Source organism: Devosia sp. P2_G7 (genome assembly GCF_056403495.1).
In genome coordinates this window covers 260,259-285,071 of the sequence record NZ_JBFUFI010000002.1, presented here as the reverse complement: position 1 = coordinate 285,071, position 24,813 = coordinate 260,259, and the positions used below count along the sequence as shown (strand labels likewise).

The window sequence follows — 24,813 nt, the reverse complement described above, 5'->3', positions numbered from 1 at the left end:
GCGAGACCTCTCGCGGACCGCTTCAATCCATCAGCCGGCCGCGCTACATCTGCCTAAGGGCACGAGGGAGCCGGCCGACCGATGACGCTGACCGATGTCGAGATCAAGGGCTTCCGCTCGGTCCGAAAACTCCGCTTCCCGCTCCGCCAGCTGACCGTCCTCATCGGCGGCAACGGCGTCGGCAAGACCAACCTCTACCGCTCGCTCGAACTGGTGCACTCCGCCGCACGTGGCACCCTCGCCGATGAAATCGCCCGCGAAGGTGGCCTCCGGTCGATCTTCTGGGCCGGTGGCAAGAACCTCACGGCCGATGGCAGCTTCAACCCGATGCATCGCACCGACGGCTACCGCGCCCACGAGGGCGGCAACCGGCTGACGCTCGAAGCCCGCCTCGAGCTCGACGACTTCGCCCCGATCTACCGGATCGAACTCGGCTTCCCCGGACCGGACTCCGCTGCCTTTTCCACCGAGGCACAGATCAAGCAAGAAACGATCGAGCTTCGGAAGGGCACTAGGGGCGTCGGCTTGCTCGAGCGGCGCAACAACGCCGTCTTCGCCCGCGGCGCTGACGGTCAGCGCCAACTCATCGATGAGCGAGCGCTGGCGAGCGAAACCGCGCTGTTCACGGTTCGCGGCGGCTATCCCGAGATCGCCGTCGTCCGCCAGGAACTCAGCAACTGGCGCTTCTTCCACGGCTTCCGCACCGACGTCGACTCGTCGCTCCGCCGGCCATCCCGCGCCGTCACCTCTCCAATGCTGACCTCCAACGGCAGCAACCTCGCCGCAGTTTTCGCCACCCTGCGCCATATCCGGCAGGAGACTGTCGACCTCGACGCCGCCATCGAGCTCGCCTTCCCCGGCGCCGAACTGGTCGTGCCTCACCCGGAGGAATTCGCAAGCTTCGGCATGATCTTCCCCGAAACCCCCAAGCGCACCTTCTGGGCACACGAGCTCTCGGACGGCACGCTGCAGTTCCTCACCCTGATGGGCGCCCTGCTCTCCTACCGCCTGCCGCCCTTCATCGCGCTCAACGAGCCCGAGACCAGCCTCCATCCCAGCCTGCTCCCTGCCCTCGCCCGCACCATCGTCAAAGCCGCCGAGCGTGCGCAGATCTGGGTGGTCACCCACTCACAGCCCCTGGCCGACGCGATCGCCGAGGAGAGCGGCATCATCCCGCGCGAAGTCATCCGCACCGAGGACGGCACGGCCATCCGCGGGCTCAGCTCGCTGGGCGTGTTCGACGATGATTGACTAGAGCCGCGGCCGGGCGCCGGAGAATCCGCGCACCACTTCGCCGAACGCGGCCGGCAACCCGATGCCGAAGCTCCCGGCCAGCGTCCGCACAGCGGAGTAGTCGACCTTGCTGCTGATCGTCATGTCGACCAGCATGGTCACGGCCTCCTGCGGCGTCCGTGTCTCCTTGTACGGCCGCGTCTCGACCAGCGCCGCGAAGATGTCGCACACAGTGAGAATGCGGGTCAGCGGCGTGATCTGCTCGCCGCGCAGCCCGTCCGGATAGCCGCTGCCATCCAGGGCCTCGTGATGGTGGCGCACCGCGTCGAGGATCATCGGCGATACGCCGCCCTGCTTGCTCAGGTAGTCGAAGCCTGCTCCTGGGTGCAGCTTCACCGCCTCGAACTCTTCCGGCGTCAGCTTGCCGGGTTTGTCGAGGATGTGGCGCGGGATCACCGCCTTGCCGACATCGTGCAACAGCGCCGCATTCATCAGCGCGCCCGCCTGCCCGCCGCCGAGCTTGCTGCCAGTGGCGTATCCCGCGGCAACGCCGGTCACTAGCAGGCAGTGCTGGAACGTCCCCTCGTGATGCTTGCGCACCGAGGCCAGCCACGCGTCCGCCCCCACTGCCTTGACGGTCGCCAGAACGCCTGCCGCTACCTCGGAGACACCCTGCATCGACAGCGGCGCGTCATCCAGCATCCCCTCGAACAGCAATGCCAGTGAACGTTCCGCCTCGAGGATCGAAACGCCCCCGACATCGGCACGAACCGTTGCCTCCGCCGCCGAACTCCGCCGCGCTCGCCCGGTTATCGAATACTCGCGCCGCAACTCCGCCAGCGCGAACTTGCGCACCATGTGACGCGTCGCACCCAGCGCATTGGCCTGCACGCGCAGCAACCGCTCGCCGCGGCCTTCGTCGATCAGGAAGGTCCTGGATTTGATCGCCGGCACGCGGTCGAGTGCGTGCTTCAACTGGCCCACCGACGTCATGTCGCGGAGATCAGCATCGACGACGACCTGCTCGGCATCGGCCAGGTCATCGAGAGTAAGTTCCGAAATCAGGTGAACGGGCGCACCAAGTTGTCCGCCTAGTGCCTTGCCATGCTCCTCGCAGTGCGAGTCGCAAACGAACACGATCGTTCCCCGATCCGTTCGCTCCGACACTTGTGCGTTCTGGTCCATCAACTGGAGTGTAGACGTGATTTCGCTCAACACATCTACGCATCACATTCGTAGATGTTTCGTAAATCACCGAGTAAATTGAATCGATGGCAAGGCCTCGTTCTCGGCCCAGCCCTCGCCGCATTCCCGTGGCTTCATGTCCTGCCACCAACGATGGAGCAAAGACCATGAAGTCGTTCGAATGTGGCACCCTCGTTCCCGGCTGCACTTGGCACACTCAGGCTGAGGATACCGCGGAAGTCGTCCGCCGCGCCGCGGATCACCTGCGCACCACGCATGGCGAGGAAGTGATCCGGCCCAATATGGTCGATGAGATCAAAGCCCGCGTGCACGAAAAGGGCGAGGCGGTACACTAACGCCGCGGCACAGCCATCCCGAGTAGCGCCTGCCGATCGAGGGCGAAACCGCTCTCGATCCAGGCGCGTTCGAGCCGCTCCAGTTCCACCCCAAGCTCGCGCCCCGGCACCATGCCGAGGCCAACCAGGTCATTGCCGCGCAACGGGAACTGCGGCACGTCCATGCGCTGCAGCTGCTCGACTACGGCGAGCTTGCCGGCATCGCCCCAGTTCGATAGCGCCGCCGCCACGTCGATCCCATCTGCCAGCGCCCCGGGGTGGCGATACGCAGCCTCGTTCAAGTGGAACTCCGCAATCAACCGCGCCGCGGCCAGGATGGCTTCGGCCGTCCCGATGTCGTCATTGGAGAGCCGCCACATCTCCTGCAGCCGATCGGCGCCCAGCTCGGACACGAGGATCGCCAGCCGCGCGCTGTATTCGGGCTTCCGCACGCGCCGCTCATAGCCATGCAGCAGCCGCACCGCCGTCTCCGGCAACGGCAGGATCTCGGCCTCGCGCATCGCCTTGAGCGTATTGGCGACGCGCGGCAGCGCCAGCATCCGCCGCATCTCGGCCCCTACCCGCTCCGCTGCCAGTCGTCCCAGCGTGCCGGCAGCCGCGGTACAGGCCGCCAACCCATCCGCATCGAACTGCTCGTTCGCGTGGCTCGCCGAGAACCGGAAGAACCGGTAGACCCGCAGCCGGTCCTCGGCGATCCGCTCCGCTGCCTTGCCGATGAACCGCACCTTGCGCGCAAGACAATCCTCCACCCCGTGCAGGGGGTCGAACAGCGTGCCGTCCATCCCGGCATAGAGCGCATTGAGCGTGAAATCGCGCCGCATCGCGTCGCGCTTCCAGTCGGTCCCGAACTTGACCACCGCATGCCGCCCGTCGGTTTCGACGTCTTCGCGCAGCGTCGTCACCTCGGCGGTGAGCGTGTCGAGGCGCAGCGTCACCGTGCCGTGCTCGATGCCGGTCGGATAGACCGAAAGTCGCGCCCGCTCTGCCCTGAGCGTTACCTCCTCGGGCAGCAGTTCGGTCGCCATGTCGATGTCGGAGTTCTCGCGCGGCAGCTCCAGCAGCGTGTCGCGCACGATGCCGCCCACCACCCGCGTGCGGCCGTCGGCGCCATCGAGCAAAGCCAGGATGCGCTGCGTTTCCGGTCGCATCAGCCACTCGGCGCGCTTCAGGCGATCGTCGATTTCCCCCAGCTTGCTCAACCGGTCTCCGGGCTCCAATCCGTTTCTGGGCTCAACGCCAGATCGTGGAAGCGACGTGTAAGGTTCGCTGTTATCCCCCAGATGACAAGCCCGCTATGTTCGATTTGCCAGGTGCTGTGCTCCTGGCCGTTCCGCTTGATGTGGAAGGTTGAATAGCTGTCGGGCGTCATCAGATAGTCGAGCGGCACCTCGAACACCGAGCGCACCTCGCCCGGATTGGGGATGAACGGCCGCGTCGGTTCCACCACCGCCACCACCGGGGTTATCAGGTAGTTCGTGCCGGTATAGTAGAGCGGCATGAAGCCCAGTACCCGCGCCTCGGTGCGGTCGAGCTGCACCTCTTCCCATGCCTCGCGCAGCGCCGCGTCCGCCGCATCCTTGTCGGTAGGGTCGACCTTGCCGCCCGGAAACGCGATCTGCCCCGAATGCGAGCGCAGGTCCGGCGAGCGCTCCGTGTAGAGAATCGACAGCCCCTCGGCCCGCCTGACGAGCGCAATCAGCACGGCGGCCGCAACCGGTGGCCGGCCTGGCGGAGTCTCGGGCACCCAATCCGGCCGCAACCCCGCCGCAGCCGTGATCGGCTCGGGTTCACGCAGCAGCCGGCTGGCGATTCTCGTAATAAGCGCGTCGTCGGCCAGGACCGGCACTCCAAAAAGACTCCCGCCGAAAAATCGCAGACTTTTCAGCCAAGGTCATGCGGCAAATCGGCAAGGGCGCAGATGCGGCTACTTCGCGGATCGTAGAGACGTCCCCGGCAACCAACTTCTCAGCGGACCGGCCGCGTCCGCCGCACGAAATCGAAAAGCTCGCTGAAGTTGGTCTGGCAGCGCGCCGCGCCAGCTACGAACGCATGCGCGCGCCGAACGCCTTGATCGGCCCGGCAAGCCGCACAGCCATCGTCGGATCGTTCGAGTAGACCAGCACGCGGGTCGGATCGACCGGGCCGGGGAACTGGACGGCGCCAAGCTGCGTCGGCACCCAGCCGAGGGGGCAATAGTAATCCCGGTCGCCGACCAACAGCACGAAGCTGCCCTGGCCGCGCTCCAGCGCAATCCGCGCCACTTCCTTGGCGAGGAGCTTGCCGGCGCCGCGCTTGCGGAAATCCGGATGCGTCGCCAGCGGGCCAAGCATGTAGCCGTCGATGCCGCCGACGCTGATCGGGGTCATCCAGACCGAACCGCAGGCTGTGCCGTTCACTTCGGCAATGAGGCTCAGCGAGGGGTCGATGGGAAACTGCTCGCGCACGCGGAACGCCGTCCGGGCAAAGCGGCCTGGGCCGAAGGCAAGCGCCTGCAGGTCCTCAACGAACTGGTCGTCGGCGGCGGCTGCGAAACGAACGGTGGGCAGGCCGAGTTGCGGAGGCGCTGCTTCAGCAGCGACGGAGACGGAAGGCGCGATCATGTGACTGGTCCAGGAACAAAGAGACGAGGACAAACGTGCCGGCCAACGAAGCCGGCTGCCGACCGATTACGGTCGTCGGGTCACCTGAAAAGCCTTCTCCATCCTGGGCGCCTCCTGACGCCTGAAAAGCGCATTAGCATCACCGCGGCCAATGCGTCCACGCAAAATTATGGACCTGCAGTCGAATTTCAAGACCGCCTCCTCCGATTTTGCCCGCCCGGTCCTCAACGCGTTCTGTGCACAGGGCTATTGGCAACTCGTGGTGATTTCGAGGCGACCACGCTTGAGGAGGACGAACGCGGCCCGGTGGTGGGTCAGAACTGTCCGCCCACCCCTGCCCGCAAGGCGTGCGACTGGCCGGTCGTCGCGATGTCTCCGTGATAGCTGACTGACAGATCGAGGCCGTTGCCGAGGTCCAGGTCGAAGCCGGCCTCGAGCAGCAGGGAGTTGGCGGCGGCGGGGGTGGCCGCAACAGTAAATGGCGAGCCGCCGATAAACCCGAGTTGCGCGGTGGGCGCCTCGCCAAAGCCGCGACGCCAGCCGATGCCACCGCTGAATGTCGCAAGACCACCCTGGCCCACCACGAATTGATACGCGCCGCGCACACCGAGCGTGGCGAAGGACTGGTTCACAACGTCGGCCTCGCCCGAAAGTGCTGCGCCACCGCCGTTGCCGGTTTCGGTGAATGCATCGGTCGCCTGGATGACATGGCCCGCCCGTGCAAAGGGCGTCAGGCTCGCAGCGCCGTAATCGAACTCGTGCTCGAGCTCGGCAACCACCTGGCCGGTGGTCGCACCGTAGTCGGCGGTCAGCGTCTCGTTGAGACCAAGGCCCACCTCGCGGGTAGTCGAAATGGTGTGCTGCGTCACCGTGCCGGCGACCGAGAACCCGGTGTCGCCCCACCTCGTCCCGGCATAGAACCCGGCGCCGAGATCGGCGGTCGTCGCGTCAGTGTCGCGGTCGGCGATCGATACCTGGGTCTGCCCGGCCTGCGCGGCGAGACCAATCTGCCAGTCGCCCACTGCGGCGTCGGCGCCAAGCAGCAGCCCGCCCGACGACGAGGCGGCGTCCGCCGCGTTGCCGTCGCTGGCCCGATCGCCAAGGCCGCCGTAGAACTGACCCCAGATCGCGTTGCTGCCGCCGTCTTCCGGCAGCGTCGGCAGGGCGGCATACCCGCTGGCGACGCCCGAGGCGTCGAGCGTCCGTGCCGCATCCAGCCGCCCCAGCAGCGCGTCCGACACCAGCCCGGCATTATCCATCAGCACGCCCTTGAGCGTCGCATGCCCCTCGCCCGAGAGCGCGTCGAACATCGCCCGCGCCTCGGCCCCGTTGAGGCTGAGGATGGTGTTGTGGGCGGCGTTGTTCGTCCCCAGGGCCTCGATCGCCTCGGCGGCGCTCGCCTGGTTCGCCGTCTTCGCCACGTCGGCGAACGCTACGCCGTTGCGATTGAATTCGAGCGTCAACAGGTCGCTGAAGCCATCCGAGCTAAGGTCGAGCTCGGGCGTGACGAAGGCATAGTCCGAGGTGACCTCGCCGAAATTGCCGTAGAACCCGCCGCCGGCGCTGAGGATGATGTAGCCGGCGCCCAGCGCCAACGGCCCCGTGCCACGCTTCACGATAATGTCGGCCCCCTCGACATAGGCAATCGCCATCACCTGGATGAGGTCGCTGGAACCGGAGGTGATCTCGACCTGGTAGGTCGAGCCCGGGCCCATGTAGAAGTTGCCCTCCACTGCCAGGGTGCCGATGCCGTCGTGACCGGGTGCGATCACCCCGTCCCCGATGACACTGACGTTGCGCACGATCCCGGTGCCGCTCAGCCGGCCCTTCGAGGTCATGTCGCCACCGAGCCAGCCATCAACCACCAGCTCGCCGTCGAGCAGGTTGATCTCGCCGTAGAAGTCTCGGCTGCTGCCGCTCAGCACCGTCCTGCCGGGGCCGAGCAGCTCGATCCCACCGACGCCGGAAATGTCGGAATCAAGGATGTACTCGGCATCGATGTGATTGAAAATGAGACGGGCGCCAGCATCGCGCAGCTCGATGCTATCCGTGGCAAGCGTCCCGGCCGCAACCGCCTCCTCCTCCGGCGCTGCCCCGGTAACCAGGGTGCCCATGTCGCCGATGGTCACGGCGTCGGCACTGACCGCCGCCCCGTTGGCGATCGTCAGGCCACCGCTGCCCTGAGCACCGATCGTCAGCGTGTCGGCGATGGTCCAGCTCGAGCCGATCCCATCGACAAGCACTCTCCCCGACGACCCAGCGACGTGTCCAATAACGGCGGCCGTGCTGCTGACGACGCCCCCATCAGCGATCTCGACCGCGCCCTTGCCTTCCCGCCCTACGGTCAGCTCACCGGTGGACCAGCTCGACCCGGCGCCGTCCACCACGACTTTGCCGTCCCCGTCAGGCAGGAAACCGACATAGGACCATTCAGCGCTCAGCGTGCCCCCGTCGGTGACCTCGATCGTGCCTTTGCCGTTAAAGCCCACTGCGAGGGATACGGTATTCAGAACCGACCCCGGGCCGGTCACCGTCACGAGACCGGTGCCGCCCATGGCGCTGTCGTAATTCTGGCCGACAAAGGCGGTGTCGCCGATGCTCACCTCGCCGCCGCCGATGATATCAAGCGTACCGAGGCCATAAACGCCCAGATAGATGTTGTTCAGGACCGTGAGCGTGGACCCGGGGCCGCTCACCTCGACGGCGCCGCTGCCGCCACCCGTGCCTATGATCACATGGTTGCCCACAGCGTCATCGCCGCCCGTGACCTGCGCCCTGCCACCATTGTCGACGTACGGGGTATCGTCCGAGGCTGGAATACTGCCGTGGTCCCAGTTGGCCGGGTCCAGCCAGCTGCCCGAGCCGGGATTACCCCACCGCACGGCGCTCGGGTCCACGGCGCTCGCCGGTGACGCGCTCAACGCCGTCGCCGCCAATAGCAGCGCCCGCAAGCCGTAAACACGCCGCGAAGCGAGCGCCATCCCGGCGTGGCCGGGTGCGGGCCCGCGAGCCATGTCAGAACGCACCACTGAGGCCCACATGCGCAGCGACCGATCGGCCGAGTTGATCGTCCAACCGCACTTCGAAATCGCCGAACAGATTGTCGCCCCCGGCAAGCGCGTAGCCGAGATCGACCCCCGCGAAGCCGCGATAGAGGGTGCCGGCCGCAGCAGAGGTGAATGTGACGTCCTGCCCCAGCAACTCGGCGCTGACGTCGCCGCGGCGATCAATGGCGTCGGCACCGGCCCTGAGCGTCCAGGAAGCTTCGCCGGCTTCCCTCGCCACGGGGGTCAACGCCAGCGCCGCCTGTGCCCTGATCTCCAACTCGTGCACCGTGCGGGCGTCGACCACGAGCTCGTCCGAGGAGCCGGTTTCGGCATAGCCGTCGAGCTTCAGCGCGGTGTAGCGCAGCCTGAGGCTAGGCGTCAGGATGCCGTTCGCCGTGTCGAGGTCGGCGCCGATGGTGACGGCGGGGTTGAAGAAGCTGCCACCCTCGGTGCCGCTCGCCGTAGACACCCCGAAATCGATCGAATTGTTGGCGACCGTCCGTTCGCTGTCGGTGTCGAGTAGGCCCATCGCGGCATAGAAATCGACAAAATAGCCATCTCGCGCGAAGCCTGCATGGCCGCCGGCCACCCCACCGGAGAGCGCCGTCTCATCTGCCGTGCCGGCGCTGCCGCGCGCCGCGGCGCCACCGATGAACAGGCCGCCGGTGAAGCCGTCGCCCGGCGAGAACTCCACCCCGGCCAGCGCCCCACCGTGCCCGTATGCGGACGCGACCGAGCTCTCGTTGCCGTCCCGTCCACCAAAGCCGCCGAAACCAGCGAGCCAGGCCGTTGTCGAGCAGTCCTCGGCCTCGCCGGATGGCGTGCCGTCCGCCGCGAGGCAGGTGCTGGTGCCGCGACCAACGGCGCCGGCGATATCGCCGGCCAGCGACAGCGCCATGTCCTCCTTGAGGGCGAAGCCGGTCCGGTCGAGCACGGCGATGGTGTTGCCGTCTATGGCGAACGGGTTGCCGCTGGTCTCGATGGTTCCGGGGATCCCGGCGCCGGTAAAGGTCATCACCGCATTGAGGCCGGGGCCGAAACTCACCGTGTTGCCGGTGCCGGAGAAGAACAACGAGCCCTGTATCGCGCTTCCGCTCAGCAGCTTGAGCATAGCGTTGCCCTGGCTAAATCGGATCGCCTCGTAGGCGATGATGCCGCCCGAGTTGATAACCGTGGCATCGGCGCCAGCGGCATTGATGCCGGTGCTGATCGACCCCGTTGCCGCGATGCTGCCGGAGTTGGTGATCGTTGCGTCGGCGCCAGCGGAGTAGATGCCGTCGCCCAAAGCCCCCGTTGTTGCGATGTCGCCGGAGTTGGTGATCGTGGCATCGGCGCCAGCGGAGAAGATGCCGTAACCGAAAGACTGCGTTGTCGCGATACTGCCGGAGCTGGTGATCGTGGCACCGGCGCCAGCGGAGAAGATGCCGTAGCCGAAGGCATCGGCAGTTGTGATGCTGCCGGAATTGTCGATCGTGGCGTCGACGCCGAGGGAGTAGATGCCGTAGCCGAACGCTCCCGTCGTCGCGATGCTGCCGGAGTTGTCGATCGTGGCATCGGCGTTTTGGGAGTAAACGCCGTAGCCGAAAGCGCCGGTGGTCGCGATGCTGCCGGCGTTGTCGAGCATCTGGTCGACGGCGCCCATGATGACGCCAGTCTGGCCTGCCGCCGGGCTTACGGTCCCGCCCAGTTCGATCACACCGCTGTCGCCGACATTGAGCATTACCTGCTGGCCGGTCGTCTGGCCGTCGACGACGGTGAAGCTCTGCGCCACGGCTGTGCCAGGCTGCAGTGCCAGGCCGACCACCAGCACAAGCGCAAGAGCCCCGAGACCAGCCAGTGACAATCCTCGGCTGCCAATCGGCAGCCCCATCCCATCAACAGTCACGACATCACCCCCAGAACCCATCGTCAGCCTTGCCGATGCCTGCCGCCCCGCCGCGTCGCGGCTGCGGCGGCGAAGCACCGGCGTCACAGCTTCATCTCATTGCCCACGAGCCAAGTCCTGAAAGCGCCGGGGTGGCGTTCTGAAATTTTTCTGAAATTCGTGTCTTTCGCTCGGGGCGCTTGAATTCCGTAGGGCGCCGGGGCATCGAGAACGCCGGGGGGCCCAGGGGCATGACGGTGTTCCGGTTTGCCGGATTTGAGCTGGACGAAGAGCGCGCCGAACTGTGCGGTCGCGATGGCACGCCTATCCGGCTGCGCCCCAAGACCTTCGAGATGCTCCGCCTGTTCGCCGCCAATCCCGGCCGCGTGCTGAGCAAGCAGGAGCTGATGGAAGCGGTCTGGCCGAACATCCATGTCGGCGAGGACGGGCTGTTCCAGTGCATCCGCGAGATCCGCACCGCGCTCGGCGACGAACAGCGCCAGATGATCAAGCTGGTCTCCGGCCGCGGTTACCTGTTCGCCGCGGAGGTGTCGACCGCCGACGCCGGCCCAGCGGACCTCATGTCGAAAGGCGGCAGCTCGCCCGCCCCCAGGCGGTCCGCCTCCCTGTTCGGTTTGCGCAAACCGGTTACCATCGCGGCCATTGCCGGCACCCTGGCGATCATCGGCCTCGCGGTCGCGGCCTCAGTCTTCGCGCCCGGCCAGACGCTGCAGCGAACACCGCGAATAGTCGCCGTCGTGCCCATCGTCGATGCGAGCGGCGTCCCCGGGGGCGGCGCGATGGCCGCCGGCATAACCGCCCGCCTGGTCGACGGACTGGCGAGGATCGACAATATCAGCGTCGTGGCACCCCGGCCCGCCGAAGCCGCAGCCGCAACGCCCTCGGACTACGTGGTACAGGGCGAGCTGCAGAAGGGGCCGCAATCCTGGACGCTCGAAACCCGCCTGCTCAAGACCGCCACCGGCGAAGTCCAGTCCGTCGCAACCGTCTCGGTCGAGGCCGCCCTGCCGGATGTGCAACTGCAGCGCTCGCGGCTCGCCGCCGGAACCGGCGACCCGCTGGCGCGCCAGCTCAACGCGGTGCTCGAGGCTGGCGAGGACCGGCTCGTCTCGGTCGACAACAAGATCGACGTGGTCGTCGAGCAGGCCCTGGCCTCGATCAACCACACCACGCGCGAGCGATTTGCCACAGCGCAGACGATGCTCGAGGGTGCGCTCGCCGCCCGCCCGGACAACGTCGATGTGCAAGTCGCGCTCGCCGGCCTGCAGCTCCGCGGCATCCAGATGACCTGGTACAGCGAGGCAGAGCGCGCCGCGGCCGAAACCCGCGCGCGGTCGCTGCTGGAGCAGGCGCTCAAGGTAAAGCCCCGCTACATCCCGGTCCTCGAAGCCTATTGCCGGCTGCTCTCTGCCACCAACGACTTCGTCGGCAGCCTCGTGGCCTGTGCCAATGCCTTGAGCTTCGATCCATGGAACGGCTCGGCCCTCTACCTCACCGGGCTCGGTCAACTTCATCTGGGACGCTTCGAAGAGGCGCTGACGACCTTCGAGCAGGCGGATCAGTTCGATACGCCGCAGGTCTCGCGCTGGACCTGGCTGCTCGGCGCCGCCTGGGCGAACGAGCTGCTTGGCCGGTACGAGGCGGCGGTCCCCTGGCTGCAGCGGTCGATCGCCATAACGCCGGCTTCGGGGCGCAGCCACCTCCTCCTGGCCGCGGCCTACCAGCAATTGGGCCGGCACGACGAGGCAAAGGCCGCACTCGCCAAGGCGCTGGACCTGCGTCCGGGATCGAACGCCGTCAACATAAGGTCACCGGACCGCAACGCCAGCCCGGTCTACGTCGCGCGGAACAACCAGATCGTCCAGGCCATGGTCGACGCCGGCCTGCCGGCGCGCTGACCGGCGCTGCTAGACGCCCGGCATCGAATGGGCGCCGTTGCCCGAAAGGTTCGAGACGAAGCGCTTGGTGCGCTCCCGCGAGGGAGAACCGAACACCTGCCGCGCCGGGCCGGCTTCGACCACCTCGCCGTGATCGAGGAACACCACGTCGGTGGCGATCGTCGATGCCAGCCGCAGGTCATGGGTTGCCATCAGCATCGTCGTGCCTTCGGACGCCAGCTTGGCCAGCACCTCGACGACTTCCGTCGCGAGCTCAGGATCGAGTGCCGAAGTCGGCTCATCGCACAGCAGGACCTTTGGAGCCGGCGCCAGCGCGCGGGCAATGGCGACGCGCTGCTGTTGCCCGCCGGAGAGGTTGGCGGGCCAGGCGTCGGCCTTGGCCGACATTCCCACCTTGTCCAGCAGTTCCCTCGCCCGCTCCTCGGCCCTGCCCCGCGGCCATTTCAGCACGGTGACGAGGCTCTCCATCACGTTCTCCAGCGCCGTCAGGTGCGGAAAGAGCTGGAAGTTCTGGAACACCATGCCGGTCTTGCGGCGCAACTTCAGTACCGCGTGGCGGGTCGGCTTTGCCGCAGCCGAGAACTCGATCACTGCATCGTCGATCTCCACCCGGCCCGATTGCGGTCGCTCCAGCAGGTTGACGCAGCGCAGCAGCGTGCTCTTGCCGCTGCCCGATGGACCGATCAGCGCGGTGACATTGCCCTCGGGAACCTTGACGCTCACGCGCTTGAGGACCTGCAGCGCATCGAAGCTCTTCTCGATGTTCTCGAGCGCGATCATGACGCGGCCTCGATGTACCCGCCGTAGCGGGAAAGCCGCTTCTCGACCCGCGTCTGGAGGGCGGAGAGCACGGAGCTGACGACCAGGTAGATCAGCGCCACCTGCACGTAGAGGATCAGCGGTTCATAGGTGGTGGCGACGATCCGCTGCCCTGCCCTGAACAGCTCGGGCACCGTGATGGCCGCGGCGAGCGAGGTGTCCTTGACCAGCGAAATGAAGGTGTTGGAGAGCGGCGGCACGGCCACGCGGCCGGCCTGCGGCAGGATGATGCGGCGCATCGCCTGCGCCCAGGTCATGCCGATCGAGTATGCGGCCTCCCATTGCCCCTTCTGCACCGACGAGAGCACCGCTCGAATGATCTCGGAGGTGTAGGCGCCGACATTGAGGGTGAAGCCGATGAGCGCCGCCGGGAATGCGTCGAGCACGATGCCGACGCTGGGCAGCCCGTAAAAGATCAGGAAGAGTTGCACCAGCAGCGGTGTACCGCGGATGATCCAGACGTAGAACCGCACCAGCATGGCGAGGGGAGCGGGAGCGAACAGCCGCGCGAGAGCCGCGACAAATCCGAGCCCCAGGCCGAGCGCGAAGGAAAGCACCGTCAGCGGCACCGTGAACAGCACGCACGCCCATAACAGCGAGGGCAGAGACTCGATCATCAGAGAAAGCCAGTGCGGCATGGGGCGGGGTTCCGTCGGCCATGAAAAAGGATCGGCCGAAGCTTCGGCCGATCCACGCGGTTAGTCCAGTGAGGCGGCGTTACTGCGAAACGTCGGCGCCGAAGTACTTCTGCGAGATCTCGGCGTAGGTGCCGTCGTCCTTGATCGCCTTGAGCGCCTCGTTGATCGCAGCGAGCAGCTCCGGCTTGCCTTTGGCGAGCAGCACGCCGGAGAAATCGGCCTCGGGCTGGGTGGCGGCGATCTTCACGTCGGCGTCCGGCTTCTGCTTCTTGAAATCGAAGAACGACAGGCTGTCATTGATCGTCGCATCGGCCCGGCCCTGCAGCACGAGGGTGATCGACTGGTCGAAGCCTTCGGTGGGCACGATCTCGGCGCCGTACTTCTGCGCGAGCTTGCCGAAATTGCTGGTCAGGGTCTGCGCGGCGCGCTTGCCGGAGAGGTCCTCGAAGGCCTTGATGTCCGTATTGTCGCCCTTGACGAGGAGAGCAGCCTTGGAGGCGATGTACGGCTCGGAGAAATCGTATTTCGCCTTGCGCTCGTCGTTGATGCCGACCTGGTTGATCACCACGTCGTAGCGGTTCGCGTCGATCCCGGCGATCAGCCCGTCCCATGGCCCCTCGACGAACTCGGCCTTCACCCCGAGACGCTCGGCGATCTGCTGTCCGATCTCGACGTCGAAGCCGACCAGCGCGCCGGTGCTGTCATGGAAGGTGAAGGGTGCATAGGTGCCCTCGGTGCCGATCCGGAGCGCACCGGCCTGCTTGATCTGGTCGAGCGCCGACTGCGCGAGCACCGGTGTTGCCAGCGCCAGCTGCACGAGGCCGATCGCGGCCAGCCACTTTGAGATCTTCATTCTTGTTCTCCTTGTTGGCCAGCTTGTGCGGTAGGAGCAGCAAACCGGCGTTCGGGCCGCGAAAACTGCCCCTTCCGCCTGAGCGCATCAACTAGCTGGTAGAATCTTTTACTAGCCCGGTGTCGCCGCGATACGGACAACTCCACCTCTCCCCCGCAGTAGACGACAATTGCAGGAACGCCGGTCGGGATGGATACGATCCATTCCGTCGATCGTCGGAGATGAGCCAGGCCCCGCGCCGGCTGGCATCGATCACAATCGCGCCCATCGCGTGGCGCCCTCAGTTCATACCTGCTACCTTTGCCCCTTGTGACGAGCAGATCGTCCAGTAAATGTGGGCCCGGCCAGCCCAGTTCGCACCGGTTTGGAGCGGAACAACAGAATGGCGAGGCACATCTCCAGTGCACCTGCTTTCTCTCGTCGCCGAATTCTGGCGACCGTCGCCGTAATTTGTGCCGTCTTGTTCGTTGGAGCAGAGGCGTCGTCGAATACGCCCCCCGGCGTTCCGCCGCGACTGCTGTCCGAGACCGGGCTTTACGCCGACGCGAGCGATCTGGTCGTCGATCCGCGCAACCTGCCCTTCTCGCCCCAGTACCCGCTATGGACTGATGGCGCGACCAAGAACCGATGGGTCCGGCTGCCGCCGGGCACCACGATCGACGGATCCGACCCTGACGCCTGGAAGTTCGCGGCGGGCACGCGATTCTGGAAGGAATTCTCCTTCGGTGGCCGCCGGATCGAAACCCGCTACATGGAGCTGCTGCCCACTGGCCAGTGGCTCTACGCGGCCTATGAATGGACGCCCGACGGGCGTGAGGCGGTGCTCGCCGACGAGAGGGGCTATCGCAACGCCTTCGCCCTCGGCCACGGCCGCTTTCACGCCATTCCGGGCACCACCGATTGCAAGGTATGCCACCAGGGCGGACCAGCCGAGGTGCTCGGGTTCAGCACCTTGCAGCTGTCGCCGGCCCGCGATCCGCACGCCCTGCACGCCGGGACCAGCAGCGTGCCAGGCGTAACCCTCGATTACCTCATCGGCAACCGGCTGATCGACGGCTACGAGCGCTGGCCCTCACGCGCTCCGGTCATCAAGGCGGCTACCGAAACCGAGCGGTTGGTGCTGGGCTACCTCCACGGCAATTGCGGCCATTGCCACAACAGCCGGGCACAACTCGCCAACCTGGGCCTGTTCCTGCGCCAGGAGCTGCTGGTCGGGAAGCAGGCCGCCGTCGAAACCACGGTGCGGCAGCCGGTCAAGAAAAGCGCGCCGGGCCAATCGGCCGATGCGCTCTTGCGCATCGATCCCGGTCACCCGGAACGCAGCGCGCTGTTCGAGCGCGTGTCGTCTCGCTACCCGGCGCTGCAGATGCCGCCACTGGGCACTGCGCTGGTCGACGATGAAGCGGTGGCGGTGGTGAGAAAATGGATCATGGAGCTTGGGGCCGATGACGGCCGATAACCAGGGAGGACCAACGATGAAGTGCTTGTTCGGACTTGTAATCCTGTTGCCTATGATGGGAGCGGCTGTCGCCCAGGACGCCGCCAACCCGGACCTCGTGAAGCGTGGCGAGTATCTCGTGAACGCCATGGGGTGTCACGATTGCCACACGCCGTTCAAGATGGGGCCGAACGGCCCGGAACCCGATATGACCAGGGCCCTCTCCGGCCACCCGCAGGACATCGTGATAAGCGCCCCTGCGGCCTTGTCCGATCCCTGGATGGGGGCGAGTTCGGCAACGAACACCGCCCACTCCGGACCATGGGGCGTAAGCTTCACGGCCAACCTGACCTCCGACCCGGAAACCGGTGTCCTGCGCGATTACACCGAAGCCCAGTTCATCCAGATGATGCGCACGGGTCGCAAGCAGGGACAGGGACGGGCCATCCTGCCGCCAATGCCCTGGCCGCCCTTCGGCCACCTGAACGATGACGACCTCAAGGCGATCTTCGCCTATCTCCGGCAGGTCCCGCCGATCAACAACAAGGTGCCCGCTCCACTTCCGCCGACGCAGTAGCGCACAAGCGGCTCCGGTGGCGCGATGCGCGACATCGCGCGACCGGAGTGCCAGCGCCGGACCAGACCCACTGTAGCGACTCGAGCCTGCACGAACTCGCGCTCACCAAAGTGCGGGCACATCCTTCGTTCCGGCCGCGATCTCCGCAACGCGGCGCGCCGTTCCCGGCTGCGTCTCCTCAGGCAGCGCGTCGAAGGCGAACCAGCCGATCTCGGCTATCTCACCGTTGGGACTGAACGGCTTCACCTGCCGAAACGCCCGGCCCACATACACCGCCACATGATCGCGATTGGTCGCCTCGTGCTTCTGCAGGTACAGGCCCAGCAGCGTCATCGGCCCTTCGACCCGAAGCCCGGTTTCTTCCTCGGCCTCGCGGCGCGCCGCTTCCTCCGCAGTCTCGCCCGGCTCAACCCCGCCCCCGGGGAAGTGCCAGCCCGGCATGTAGGTGTGCCGCAGCAGCAGCACCCTGTCGCCATCCAACAATGCGGCGCGGGCGCCGAGCACCATGCGCCTTCGCACGCCGACCACAAATAGGTGCGCGGACGTCCGTACCCGCTGCCAGCGGCTCATCTTCATGGTGGTCCTCCCGCTAACCTTCAATTGGCCACGGCGCCATTTAGGGCATTTTCTTGCCGCGCGCCGCATGGCATTACGCCCGGCAATGATTACTCTTGCCCACCTATCCGACGTTCACCTGGCCCCGCTCCCGCCCGTCCGGGCGCGCGACCTCATGAACAAGCGGATCACCGGCTTCCTCAACTGGAAGATCAAGCGCGAGCATACGCTCTCCGGCGACAATCTGACCAAGCTCGTCCGCCACATGCGGGAGCAGAACCCGGATTTCACCGCCGTCACCGGCGATCTGGTCAACCTGGCGCTCGATGCCGAGATCAACACTGCCTACAACTGGCTAGAGACAGTCGGCCCGCCCGAGCAGGTCTGCGTCTCTCCCGGCAACCACGACGCCTACCTCAAGGGCCAGTTGCAGAAGGCGATCGATCGCTGGGACGGGTACGTCATGGGCGAGACCGTCGACGACAATGCCTTCCCGTTCGTCCGCCGCGTCGGCGACGTTGCCGTCGTCTCCTGCAACAGCGCCGTGCCCACCGCTCCCTGGATGGCGTCGGGCCGCTTCGAGGAGGACCAGGCGGCACGCCTGGCCCGCTGCCTCAAGCTGCTCGGCGACGGCGGCTATTTCCGCGTCATCCTGATCCACCATCCGCCCAACCAGGAACAGGCCCACCCGCGTCTCGGGCTCTATGGCGCCAAGGCGTTCCGCCGCGTCATCGCCGAACAGGGCGCCGAACTGGTATTGCATGGCCACACCCATCAGTCCTCGATCTTTGCCATCCCTGGCCCGCACGGCGACGTCCCGGTGGTCGGGGTAGCAGCGGCCGGCGCGGCCCAGGGGGAAACCGGCGGGCACGACCCCGCCCGCTACAACCTGTTCTCGATCCAGCGCCTCGGCACCGCCTGGCAGTGCACCTTGCGCGAATTTGGCTTTCAGCGCCTCTCGACCGATATTGTGCTGAGATTGAGCCTCAGGATCTACTGATCGTGACCGAAGCCTTCACCATCGATCGCCCCGCCTTCGACGCGACGACGGGCGTCGCCACCTTCGGCTATGCCGTTGGCGACCTGGCCTTTACCGAAATCTTGAGGTTCCCCGCCATCAGCGACCCGACGGCGGCCGAAACCTCCTCGTTCGGCAAGCTCCTCGACCTCGCCGCCCTCGTGCTGGGTGTCAGCTACTACAAGCTGCGCGCCCCCTACCTCATTCGCGTCGCCTTTCCGCTCACCACGCGCGAGCGAGGCTTCGCGCTGGATGTCTACGAGAACGGCCTCGGCGAGTTCTACGCGCGCAACGACCTCAAGCGCTTCGGCCTGATCCATATCGAGGCGGAAGAAGACACCCGCGCGGACTTCGTGCCGCCGGTGCTCGACGATCGCGCCCTGCTGCCGATCGGTGGCGGCAAGGATTCGCTGGTCAGCCTGCAGCTGCTGGAGGCCGCGAATGTCGATTTCACCCCGTTCGCCGTCAACCCCAAGGGCCCGATCATCGGCTCGGTGGACAAGATCGGCCGCCCACCCCTCTACGTCACGAGGACGCTCGATCCCGAGATGATCCGGCTCGGCAAGGAGCCCGGCTACTACAACGGGCACGTTCCCTCGACCGCCATCAACTCGATGATCGCGGCGCTCACCGCCCTGCTCTTTTCCTACAATCGCATCGTGCTCTCCAACGAGCGCTCTGCGAGCGAAGGCAATGTCGAGTTCGACGGCCGCGAGGCCAACCACCAGCATTCCAAGTCGCTCGACTTCGAAAACCTCATCGCAAAGGTGCTGGAGCACGCTACGGGCGGAAGTTTGAGCTACTTCTCCCTGCTTCGCCCGTACTCCGAGGCACGGATCGCTGCACTTTTCAGCCGAGTCCAACGCTTCGACCACGTGTTCTCGAGCTGCAACGAGAACTTCAAGCTGGCCGACCACACCGGCCCGCTCTGGTGCGGCAGATGCCCCAAGTGCCACTTCGTCTTCCTGATCTTCGCCCCGGTGATGGACAAGCAGCGGCTCATCGGCATCTTTGGCCAGAACCTCCTCAGCCAGCCCTCGCACGAGCGCTCGTTCCGCGAACTCACCGGTCTCGCCGGGCAGAAACCGTGGGAGTGCGTTGGCGAAATCGAGGAAGCAGCGGCCTGCCTCTGGGCCCTCACCAAGCTACCGGAATGGGCAAATGAGCCAATCGTTTCAATGCTCAAGCCGGACCTGCTGACTCAGTATGGCAGCCAGCGGCTCGAAGATGCTCTTGCCGAACTGCTGATCGATAGCCCAGAACACCTCATCCCGAAGGACATCTTCGAGCGAGTCGCCCCGCATGCGCTTTGACGAACCCGTCCTGCTCTACGGCGCCGGCCGCGAGGCCCGCTCCACCCGTGCTTTCATCAAGGCCAGGTCCCCGCAAGCAAAGGTGTACGTGACGGTCGACAGCGGCGAGGCCGACATCGACGACGCGACCTTCATTGCCCCGGCCGATCTGACGCAAGCCATTGAATCCCGGCTGTTTTCGACCATCGTCAAAAGCCCCGGCGTATCGCGTTACCGGCCGGTTTTCGCTATGGCGCGTGAAGCCGGGATCGCCGTCACCTCGAACCTCAACCTGTGGGGCGAGGCCTATCGCGAGGGTCGGAAAGTCATAGCAATTTCAGGCACTAAGGGTAAATCGACGACTGCCACCCTGGTGCACCTGATGCTGACCGAGTCCGGCCTCGATGCAGGACTTGCGGGCAATGTCGGGCTGGCGCCATTGGAGATCGCCGACAAGCACCAGATCGTGGTGTTCGAGCTCTCCAGCTACCAGACGGCCGACATGGCGTTCACGCCGGATATCGCAGCAATTACAAACCTTTCGCCCGAGCACACTGACTGGCACCGCAGCGTCGAGCGCTACTACCAGGACAAGCTCAACCTGATCGACCGCGACGCGCCGTTCCCGGTAGCACTGGGCGTCGGCGCCCTTGGGCATCCGCTGGTGATGGAGGCGCTGCGCGACCCCAAGCGGCTGATCCCGCCGCTCGCGCCGTTCATCCACGATCGCATAGCCTCGGCAGCGACGCGTTCCCGCCTCAAGGGCGAGCACAATCTGAACAACGCGCTGCTGGCGGCTGCCATTGCCATGAAGGCCGGCGCCGATCTCGAGGGCGTGGTGCGCGGCATCGCCAAGTTCGAGCCCCTGCCGCACCGGCTCGAAGAGCATCGGGTCGGTGACACCACCTTCGTCAACGACTCGATCTCGACGACGCCGGAAGCCACCAAGGCCGCCCTCGCCGCCTATGAGGGCACCCGCATCGCGCTGATCGCCGGCGGCCACGAGCGCCACCAGGATTACTCCGAGCTGTCACAGCTTCTGGGTCCGCGTGGAGTCACGGTGCTGGTCTGCCTGCCTGTGACAGGCGACCGGCTGGCGACGCTCACCTATGCCGCCGCGCCCGAGATCGAGGTCATTGAGGCCGGGACGCTCGAAGACGCGGTTAAGGCTCTCGCAGGGCGGCAGGCCAAGTTCGAGACGGTGATCCTCTCCCCCGGCGCCCCGAGCTACGGCCAGCTCGAAACCGCCGGCAAGGTGTTCAAGAATTTCGAGGAACGCGGCGCCGCCTTCGTCCGCCTCGCCGGCAAGTATTTCGGGGCAGCGGCGTGATCGCCTACCTCTACCTGGGCGTCGCCATTGTCGCTGAGGTCATCGCCACCACCGCGTTGCGGGCGTCCGACGGCTTTACCCAGCTCTGGCCGTCGGTGATCTCGATCGCCGGCTACGTCGTGGCGTTCTACTTCCTGTCGTTGACGCTCAAAACCATGCCAGTCGGCGTGGCCTACGCCATCTGGTCCGGCGTCGGCATCGTGCTGATCTCGCTCGCCGGGTGGCTGATCTACAAGCAGTTGTTGGATCTGCCGGCGATCGTCGGCATGGGCCTGATCATGGCCGGCGTCGTCGTCATCAACCTGTTCTCGAAGTCGACCGTGCACTGACCCTCAGGTCGGCGGGTCGCGGGGATTGACGATCACCCGTCCGGCGATCTCGCCCTTCAGCATCTGGTCGGCCAGTGCCGGCAGGTCCTCGAGCCGCGCCTCGGTGAGCATCGGCTCGAACGCCGCTGGCACGAACAGCGTCGTCAGCCGGTCCCAGGCCGAGCGCCGCGCCTCGAACGGTTGCATCACCGTATCGATTCCGCAGAGCGAAATGTTGCGTAGGATGAAAGGGATGACGCTGGCATCCCAATTGCGCCCGCCGGCATTGCCGATCGCCGCCACGGTGCCACCGTAGCGCACCTTCTTCAGCAGTTCGCCAAGCAGCGGACCGCCGACGGTATCGACGGCCCCCGACCAGGCTTCCTTGTCGAGCACTTTGCCGGTCGGCTTCAGCACCTCGTCGCGCGACACGATCCGCGTCGCGCCCAGCCGCGTCAGCCGCTCGGCCAGCTCGGCCCGCCCTGTGAGCGCCGCAACATCATAGCCCAGCCGGCTGAGCAGCAGCACCGAGATGCTGCCGACCCCCCCGCCGGCCCCGGTGACCAGCACCTCGCCCTCACCGGCTCTGATCCCCTCGGCCTGCAGTCGGTTGATCGCCAGCATCGCTGCGAGGCCGGCGGTGCCGATCATCATCGCGGTGCGGGTGGAAAACCGCTTCGGCAACGGCACCAGCCAGTCGGCGCTGACCCGGGCCCGCTGCGCGTAGCCGCCCCAGTGCAGTTCACCGACGCGCCAGCCGGTGAGGATCACCGCCTGCCCCGGGTGATAGCGCACGTCGCTGCTCTCGATCACTCGCCCGGCAAAGTCGATGCCGGCAACATGCGGATAGCTCCGCACGAGCCCCGCCTGTCCCGTGAGGCACAGCGCATCCTTGTAGTTCAGTCCGGCCCATTCCACCGCCACCAGCACCTCGCCTGGGGGCAGCTGTTCTTCCGGCAGTGTATTGATGCTGTTGCGCAATTCACCGTCGGGGAGCCGTTCGGTGACAAGGGCGCGGAAAGTCATGAGAACTCCGAGACTACAAAATCTGGCCGGTTCAATAAGGCCCGTTAAGGGCAGTCGGATCAATTCCCGCTGCGGCAAGTGCATTGCCGATCTCGGCGCGCAGATCGGCATCGCCCAGCCGCTGGCGAAGCACCGGCAGGATACCGAAACGACGGAACCGCGTCACTTCCAGCAACTGCGCAATATAGCGGTTGAGCACATCCTCCGAGCCCAGCCGATAGGCAGCGACCGCCGCGATGGCCGAAGCCAGTTCGGCGTCCCCTACCGCCAGTACCTCCGACTGCAGCAGCGCTTCGGCATTGTCGCCGTTGCGCAGCGCGTTGACCGCCGGGGCCTCGTGATACCAATAGGGCGGCACCAGCGCGCGACGCAGCGCTTCGGCTGCCATCGCTTCACCCTTCTGCGACTTGCCGCGCAACGACAGCAGCCGCGCGTATCCGGCATAGGCATCGAGGTTGGACGGATTGAGCTGCAGCGCCGAAATATAGGCGGCCTCGGCCTCCCCAAGCCGGCCAACCGCCTCGAGAAAGAACGCGTACTCCCGCCAAACCGGGCTCGACGTCGGCGCCAGCTTCAGCGCCTCGCCGATCTGCCGCCCTGCTTCGGCAATCGGTTCGGGGTCCTGTCCGCTGGGAGGCTGCGTCCTGAGGGCCCTGTCGAACAGCAGCGTGCCGTTCATCACGAGTGCTACCGCGGATTTCGGCTGCGCGCGCAGCAGGCCGGTCACGCAGAGCCGAGCCCGTTCCCCATCGTCGGCCCGACCGCTCTCGCGATAGCGCGTGAACAGCAGGCCACACAGGTACTCGGTCTCGTTACCAGCCAACTCGGTATTGGTGGCGAGCCATTGGATCGCATCGGCATGCAACGGCCCATCCGTCGCGCCGAGTTGATCCGCAAAGGCCTGGGACAGCCGATCGATGCTGGTGGGGAACTCGGCGGCCGGGATCTTCTGGGTCATGCTCCACACCGCAGCATCCGAACCAGCCCGCTTCAGGCTGGCGGTGATCTGCATCTCGCTGCCTTCCGTCCGAGCTATCCCCGAGAGCTCAAAGGTGGCTCCGTCCACCTGTTGGCCCGTCTCTTCGGTGCGTTGCAGGTATACCGCATCGATGAAGGGGAACAGGCCCAGGTCCGTCGTCAGTTCTACCGCGAGGCCAGCGACACTCGCGCTTGGGTCCTGACCCGCTGCCACAGACGTGAACTCGCTGACCGACACTCTAGGCGGTTGCGGCACGACCACTCGCACTGGCCGAGGCAACAAAACCTGGGTCATCACTACCGCGATACCCAGCGCCACGAACACCAGCACGACCAGCAACACGATGTCGTCGAGGCGCGCCAGCCACGACCGTTCCCGCGTTCGGACGGTTGTCCCGGAAGGACCAACGGGCGCTACCGAGTCACGCGGCGCCCTTGCTGCTTCGTCTTCCGGCGGCCTGAATTCGGGGATGTAACGTCCTACGGGGAGGTAAAATCTGACGGTCTCCGCCGCCCCGTCGCCGGCATAATATTCTTCCAACGTCGCCCGTAGACGGCGCGCCTGTACGCGCACGATCGGATCGCTCTGCGGATCGAAGCTCTGCGGCCGCCCCAGCACGTCCACGGCGATGGAATAGGCCTTGATTCCGGCCTCGTTCCCGTCGAGCCGCGCGGTCACTATGTAGTTGAGAAACCTAGCAAGTTGCGGCGAACGAGCCAGCCCAGGCCACTCCTGGATCCGCTCCAGGGCCGCCTCGATCTCCGCTCTGGGCGGCATCGTCTGTGACGATGGTTCCCCCACGCGGCACCTCCTGCCGTAACCTCTGCGATTTACATGTTAATCGCAAGGTGGGTTACGGCGTTGTTACATGCCTTTGCCTATCGCGAGTGTCATCGAACCATCATATCGCCGCTTGTCGCAGCACAGTGCAGTCAGCCTCGAGTGGTTTCGAGGTGGTGAGGGGAAGCAGCGTGGCTCCCCCCAGCGCTTCCAGGGCCGGCGACGAAATACCGTCTTCGTTTCGAGTTTTCGGCCATTGCCACGGCAACGCGGCAACAAGGAACCATCATGGACGCTCTTGGTACCGGCCAGCCCTTCATGGCACTGGTCGACGACGACTCACATTCCGCCCGGCTGATGATCCGGATGCTGCTCGCCCATGGCGCGCCCTCCGTGAGCTGGCTGAACGGCGAACCCTTGGCGGCCGCTGAGATCCACCGACTGCTCGAGGATGATCGGGCGGTTATCCCGGGTCTCGTCATTGTCGATCTCAAAGCCTCGTCCAATGCCACCCAGGACTTTATCGCCAAGCTCCGCGGCATGCGCGACGGGCGCTCGCTGCTGATTGCAGCCATTGCCCCGACGCTCGACCGCGAGCCGCGAGAGGCTCTCCTTTCTGCCGGCGCCGACGCCGTGTTCGAGCGGCACGCCGATGTCAATTCCTACCGTCGCGAAGCGGCGGCCATCGTCAGTTTCTGGGTGCGCAATCAGCACCTCGATGCGGTTGGCACGTAATCACTGCGTCCACAGGTTACGTGCCGGACGGGGAGCGCGTTGCATTGAGGCAGGCCACTGCCGATTGCATTCCCAAATGTGCTCCCCGTCTATCCTGACTGGTGGGACCCGACGGGTCCCATGACTGAGCTACCGTCCGGCCGCCGATATCCCTGCGGCGAACTGGGCGGTTCCGGGCCGGAGACCCCAAGCTCCGGCCCAACCGGCGGCTCGTCGCGTTCCCTCACGCGGCGGCCGCCATACGACGGAAAGACGGGGCGC

The 24,813-nt window shown here is 66.0% G+C and carries 22 protein-coding genes; 10 read left to right on the top strand and 12 right to left on the bottom strand.

Going from position 1 to position 24,813, the window contains the following annotated elements:
* Window positions 1-81: 81 nt before the first annotated feature.
* Window positions 82-1,251, top strand: coding sequence for an AAA family ATPase (locus AC1DWU_RS04535; protein WP_477148778.1), 1,170 nt, complete (start codon window positions 82-84; stop codon window positions 1,249-1,251).
* Here the strand turns inward: AC1DWU_RS04535 and AC1DWU_RS04530 are convergent, their stop codons facing one another.
* Window positions 1,252-2,400 (bottom strand): HD-GYP domain-containing protein, encoded by a 1,149-nt coding sequence (locus AC1DWU_RS04530; protein ID WP_477148777.1) that lies wholly within the window; start codon window positions 2,398-2,400, stop codon window positions 1,252-1,254.
* Window positions 2,401-2,585: 185 nt separating this feature from the next.
* Between AC1DWU_RS04530 and AC1DWU_RS04525 the strand changes: the two genes are divergently transcribed.
* Complete coding sequence (locus AC1DWU_RS04525) at window positions 2,586-2,774, top strand: DUF1059 domain-containing protein (protein ID WP_477148776.1); 189 nt, start codon at window positions 2,586-2,588, stop codon at window positions 2,772-2,774.
* Here AC1DWU_RS04525 and AC1DWU_RS04520 read toward each other — a convergent pair.
* The 5 genes from AC1DWU_RS04520 to AC1DWU_RS04500 form a co-directional block, all read right to left on the bottom strand.
* The gene (locus AC1DWU_RS04520; protein WP_477148775.1) at window positions 2,771-3,973 is read right to left on the bottom strand and encodes a CCA tRNA nucleotidyltransferase; all 1,203 of its coding nucleotides are present in this window, start codon (window positions 3,971-3,973) and stop codon (window positions 2,771-2,773) included. The two genes, AC1DWU_RS04525 and AC1DWU_RS04520, sit on opposite strands and share 4 nt — an antisense overlap.
* Window positions 3,970-4,620: a CoA pyrophosphatase gene (locus AC1DWU_RS04515; RefSeq protein WP_477148774.1), complete on the bottom strand. Its 651-nt coding sequence runs from the start codon at window positions 4,618-4,620 to the stop codon at window positions 3,970-3,972. Before AC1DWU_RS04515 ends, AC1DWU_RS04520 begins: the two co-directional genes overlap by 4 nt.
* A gap of 193 nt (window positions 4,621-4,813) precedes the next feature.
* Window positions 4,814-5,374, bottom strand: coding sequence for a GNAT family N-acetyltransferase (locus AC1DWU_RS04510; protein ID WP_477148773.1), 561 nt, complete (start codon window positions 5,372-5,374; stop codon window positions 4,814-4,816).
* Window positions 5,375-5,688: 314 nt separating this feature from the next.
* Window positions 5,689-8,388, bottom strand: a complete 2,700-nt coding sequence (locus tag AC1DWU_RS04505; RefSeq protein ID WP_477148772.1) for an autotransporter outer membrane beta-barrel domain-containing protein — start codon at window positions 8,386-8,388, stop codon at window positions 5,689-5,691.
* Between the two features lies 1 nt (window position 8,389).
* Window positions 8,390-10,306 (bottom strand): autotransporter outer membrane beta-barrel domain-containing protein, encoded by a 1,917-nt coding sequence (locus AC1DWU_RS04500; RefSeq protein WP_477148771.1) that lies wholly within the window; start codon window positions 10,304-10,306, stop codon window positions 8,390-8,392.
* 230 nt (window positions 10,307-10,536) lie between these two features.
* Between AC1DWU_RS04500 and AC1DWU_RS04495 the strand changes: the two genes are divergently transcribed.
* On the top strand, window positions 10,537-12,204 hold the full coding sequence (locus tag AC1DWU_RS04495) for a tetratricopeptide repeat protein (protein WP_477148770.1): 1,668 nt from the start codon (window positions 10,537-10,539) through the stop codon (window positions 12,202-12,204).
* A gap of 9 nt (window positions 12,205-12,213) precedes the next feature.
* Here the strand turns inward: AC1DWU_RS04495 and AC1DWU_RS04490 are convergent, their stop codons facing one another.
* The 3 genes from AC1DWU_RS04490 to AC1DWU_RS04480 all read right to left on the bottom strand — a co-directional run bounded on the left by AC1DWU_RS04490 (window position 12,214) and on the right by AC1DWU_RS04480 (window position 14,514).
* Entirely contained in the window at window positions 12,214-12,984 is a 771-nt protein-coding gene (locus AC1DWU_RS04490; protein ID WP_477148769.1) for an amino acid ABC transporter ATP-binding protein, read from the bottom strand.
* Window positions 12,981-13,661 carry an amino acid ABC transporter permease gene (locus AC1DWU_RS04485; protein WP_477148768.1) on the bottom strand — a complete coding sequence of 227 codons (681 nt, stop codon included), beginning with the start codon at window positions 13,659-13,661 and terminating at the stop codon, window positions 12,981-12,983. The genes AC1DWU_RS04490 and AC1DWU_RS04485 overlap by 4 nt, the downstream gene beginning before the upstream one ends.
* A gap of 79 nt (window positions 13,662-13,740) precedes the next feature.
* Window positions 13,741-14,514, bottom strand: a complete 774-nt coding sequence (locus AC1DWU_RS04480) for an amino acid ABC transporter substrate-binding protein (RefSeq protein ID WP_477148767.1) — start codon at window positions 14,512-14,514, stop codon at window positions 13,741-13,743.
* 382 nt (window positions 14,515-14,896) lie between these two features.
* Here AC1DWU_RS04480 and AC1DWU_RS04475 point away from each other — a divergent pair, with 382 nt between their 5' ends.
* A complete protein-coding gene (locus AC1DWU_RS04475) occupies window positions 14,897-15,973 on the top strand; it encodes a hypothetical protein (protein ID WP_477148766.1) in 1,077 nt (358 codons plus the stop codon).
* A gap of 16 nt (window positions 15,974-15,989) precedes the next feature.
* The gene (locus AC1DWU_RS04470) at window positions 15,990-16,529 is read left to right on the top strand and encodes a c-type cytochrome (RefSeq protein ID WP_477148765.1); all 540 of its coding nucleotides are present in this window, start codon (window positions 15,990-15,992) and stop codon (window positions 16,527-16,529) included.
* Window positions 16,530-16,631: 102 nt separating this feature from the next.
* Here the strand turns inward: AC1DWU_RS04470 and AC1DWU_RS04465 are convergent, their stop codons facing one another.
* On the bottom strand, window positions 16,632-17,105 hold the full coding sequence (locus tag AC1DWU_RS04465; RefSeq protein WP_477148764.1) for an NUDIX domain-containing protein: 474 nt from the start codon (window positions 17,103-17,105) through the stop codon (window positions 16,632-16,634).
* Between AC1DWU_RS04465 and AC1DWU_RS04460 the strand changes: the two genes are divergently transcribed.
* The 4 genes from AC1DWU_RS04460 to AC1DWU_RS04445 are packed head-to-tail and all read left to right on the top strand — an operon-like array spanning window position 17,035 to window position 21,053.
* Complete coding sequence (locus AC1DWU_RS04460; RefSeq protein ID WP_477148763.1) at window positions 17,035-18,084, top strand: metallophosphoesterase family protein; 1,050 nt, start codon at window positions 17,035-17,037, stop codon at window positions 18,082-18,084. The genes AC1DWU_RS04465 and AC1DWU_RS04460 overlap by 71 nt on opposite strands.
* A 2-nt stretch (window positions 18,085-18,086) precedes the next feature.
* Window positions 18,087-19,415 (top strand): MurL-like N-terminal domain-containing, encoded by a 1,329-nt coding sequence (locus AC1DWU_RS04455; RefSeq protein WP_477148762.1) that lies wholly within the window; start codon window positions 18,087-18,089, stop codon window positions 19,413-19,415.
* The gene (locus tag AC1DWU_RS04450; RefSeq protein ID WP_477148761.1) at window positions 19,405-20,724 is read left to right on the top strand and encodes a Mur ligase family protein; all 1,320 of its coding nucleotides are present in this window, start codon (window positions 19,405-19,407) and stop codon (window positions 20,722-20,724) included. Before AC1DWU_RS04455 ends, AC1DWU_RS04450 begins: the two co-directional genes overlap by 11 nt.
* Window positions 20,721-21,053 carry an SMR family transporter gene (locus AC1DWU_RS04445; protein ID WP_477148760.1) on the top strand — a complete coding sequence of 111 codons (333 nt, stop codon included), beginning with the start codon at window positions 20,721-20,723 and terminating at the stop codon, window positions 21,051-21,053. Before AC1DWU_RS04450 ends, AC1DWU_RS04445 begins: the two co-directional genes overlap by 4 nt.
* A gap of 3 nt (window positions 21,054-21,056) precedes the next feature.
* Here the strand turns inward: AC1DWU_RS04445 and AC1DWU_RS04440 are convergent, their stop codons facing one another.
* Complete coding sequence (locus AC1DWU_RS04440) at window positions 21,057-22,058, bottom strand: acrylyl-CoA reductase family protein (RefSeq protein ID WP_477148759.1); 1,002 nt, start codon at window positions 22,056-22,058, stop codon at window positions 21,057-21,059.
* Window positions 22,059-22,089: 31 nt separating this feature from the next.
* A complete protein-coding gene (locus tag AC1DWU_RS04435) occupies window positions 22,090-23,838 on the bottom strand; it encodes a tetratricopeptide repeat protein (RefSeq protein ID WP_477148758.1) in 1,749 nt (582 codons plus the stop codon).
* 267 nt (window positions 23,839-24,105) lie between these two features.
* On the opposite strand from AC1DWU_RS04435, the gene AC1DWU_RS04430 reads away from it, so the two are divergent.
* Window positions 24,106-24,552 carry a hypothetical protein gene (locus tag AC1DWU_RS04430; protein ID WP_477148757.1) on the top strand — a complete coding sequence of 149 codons (447 nt, stop codon included), beginning with the start codon at window positions 24,106-24,108 and terminating at the stop codon, window positions 24,550-24,552.
* Window positions 24,553-24,813 lie beyond the last annotated feature (261 nt).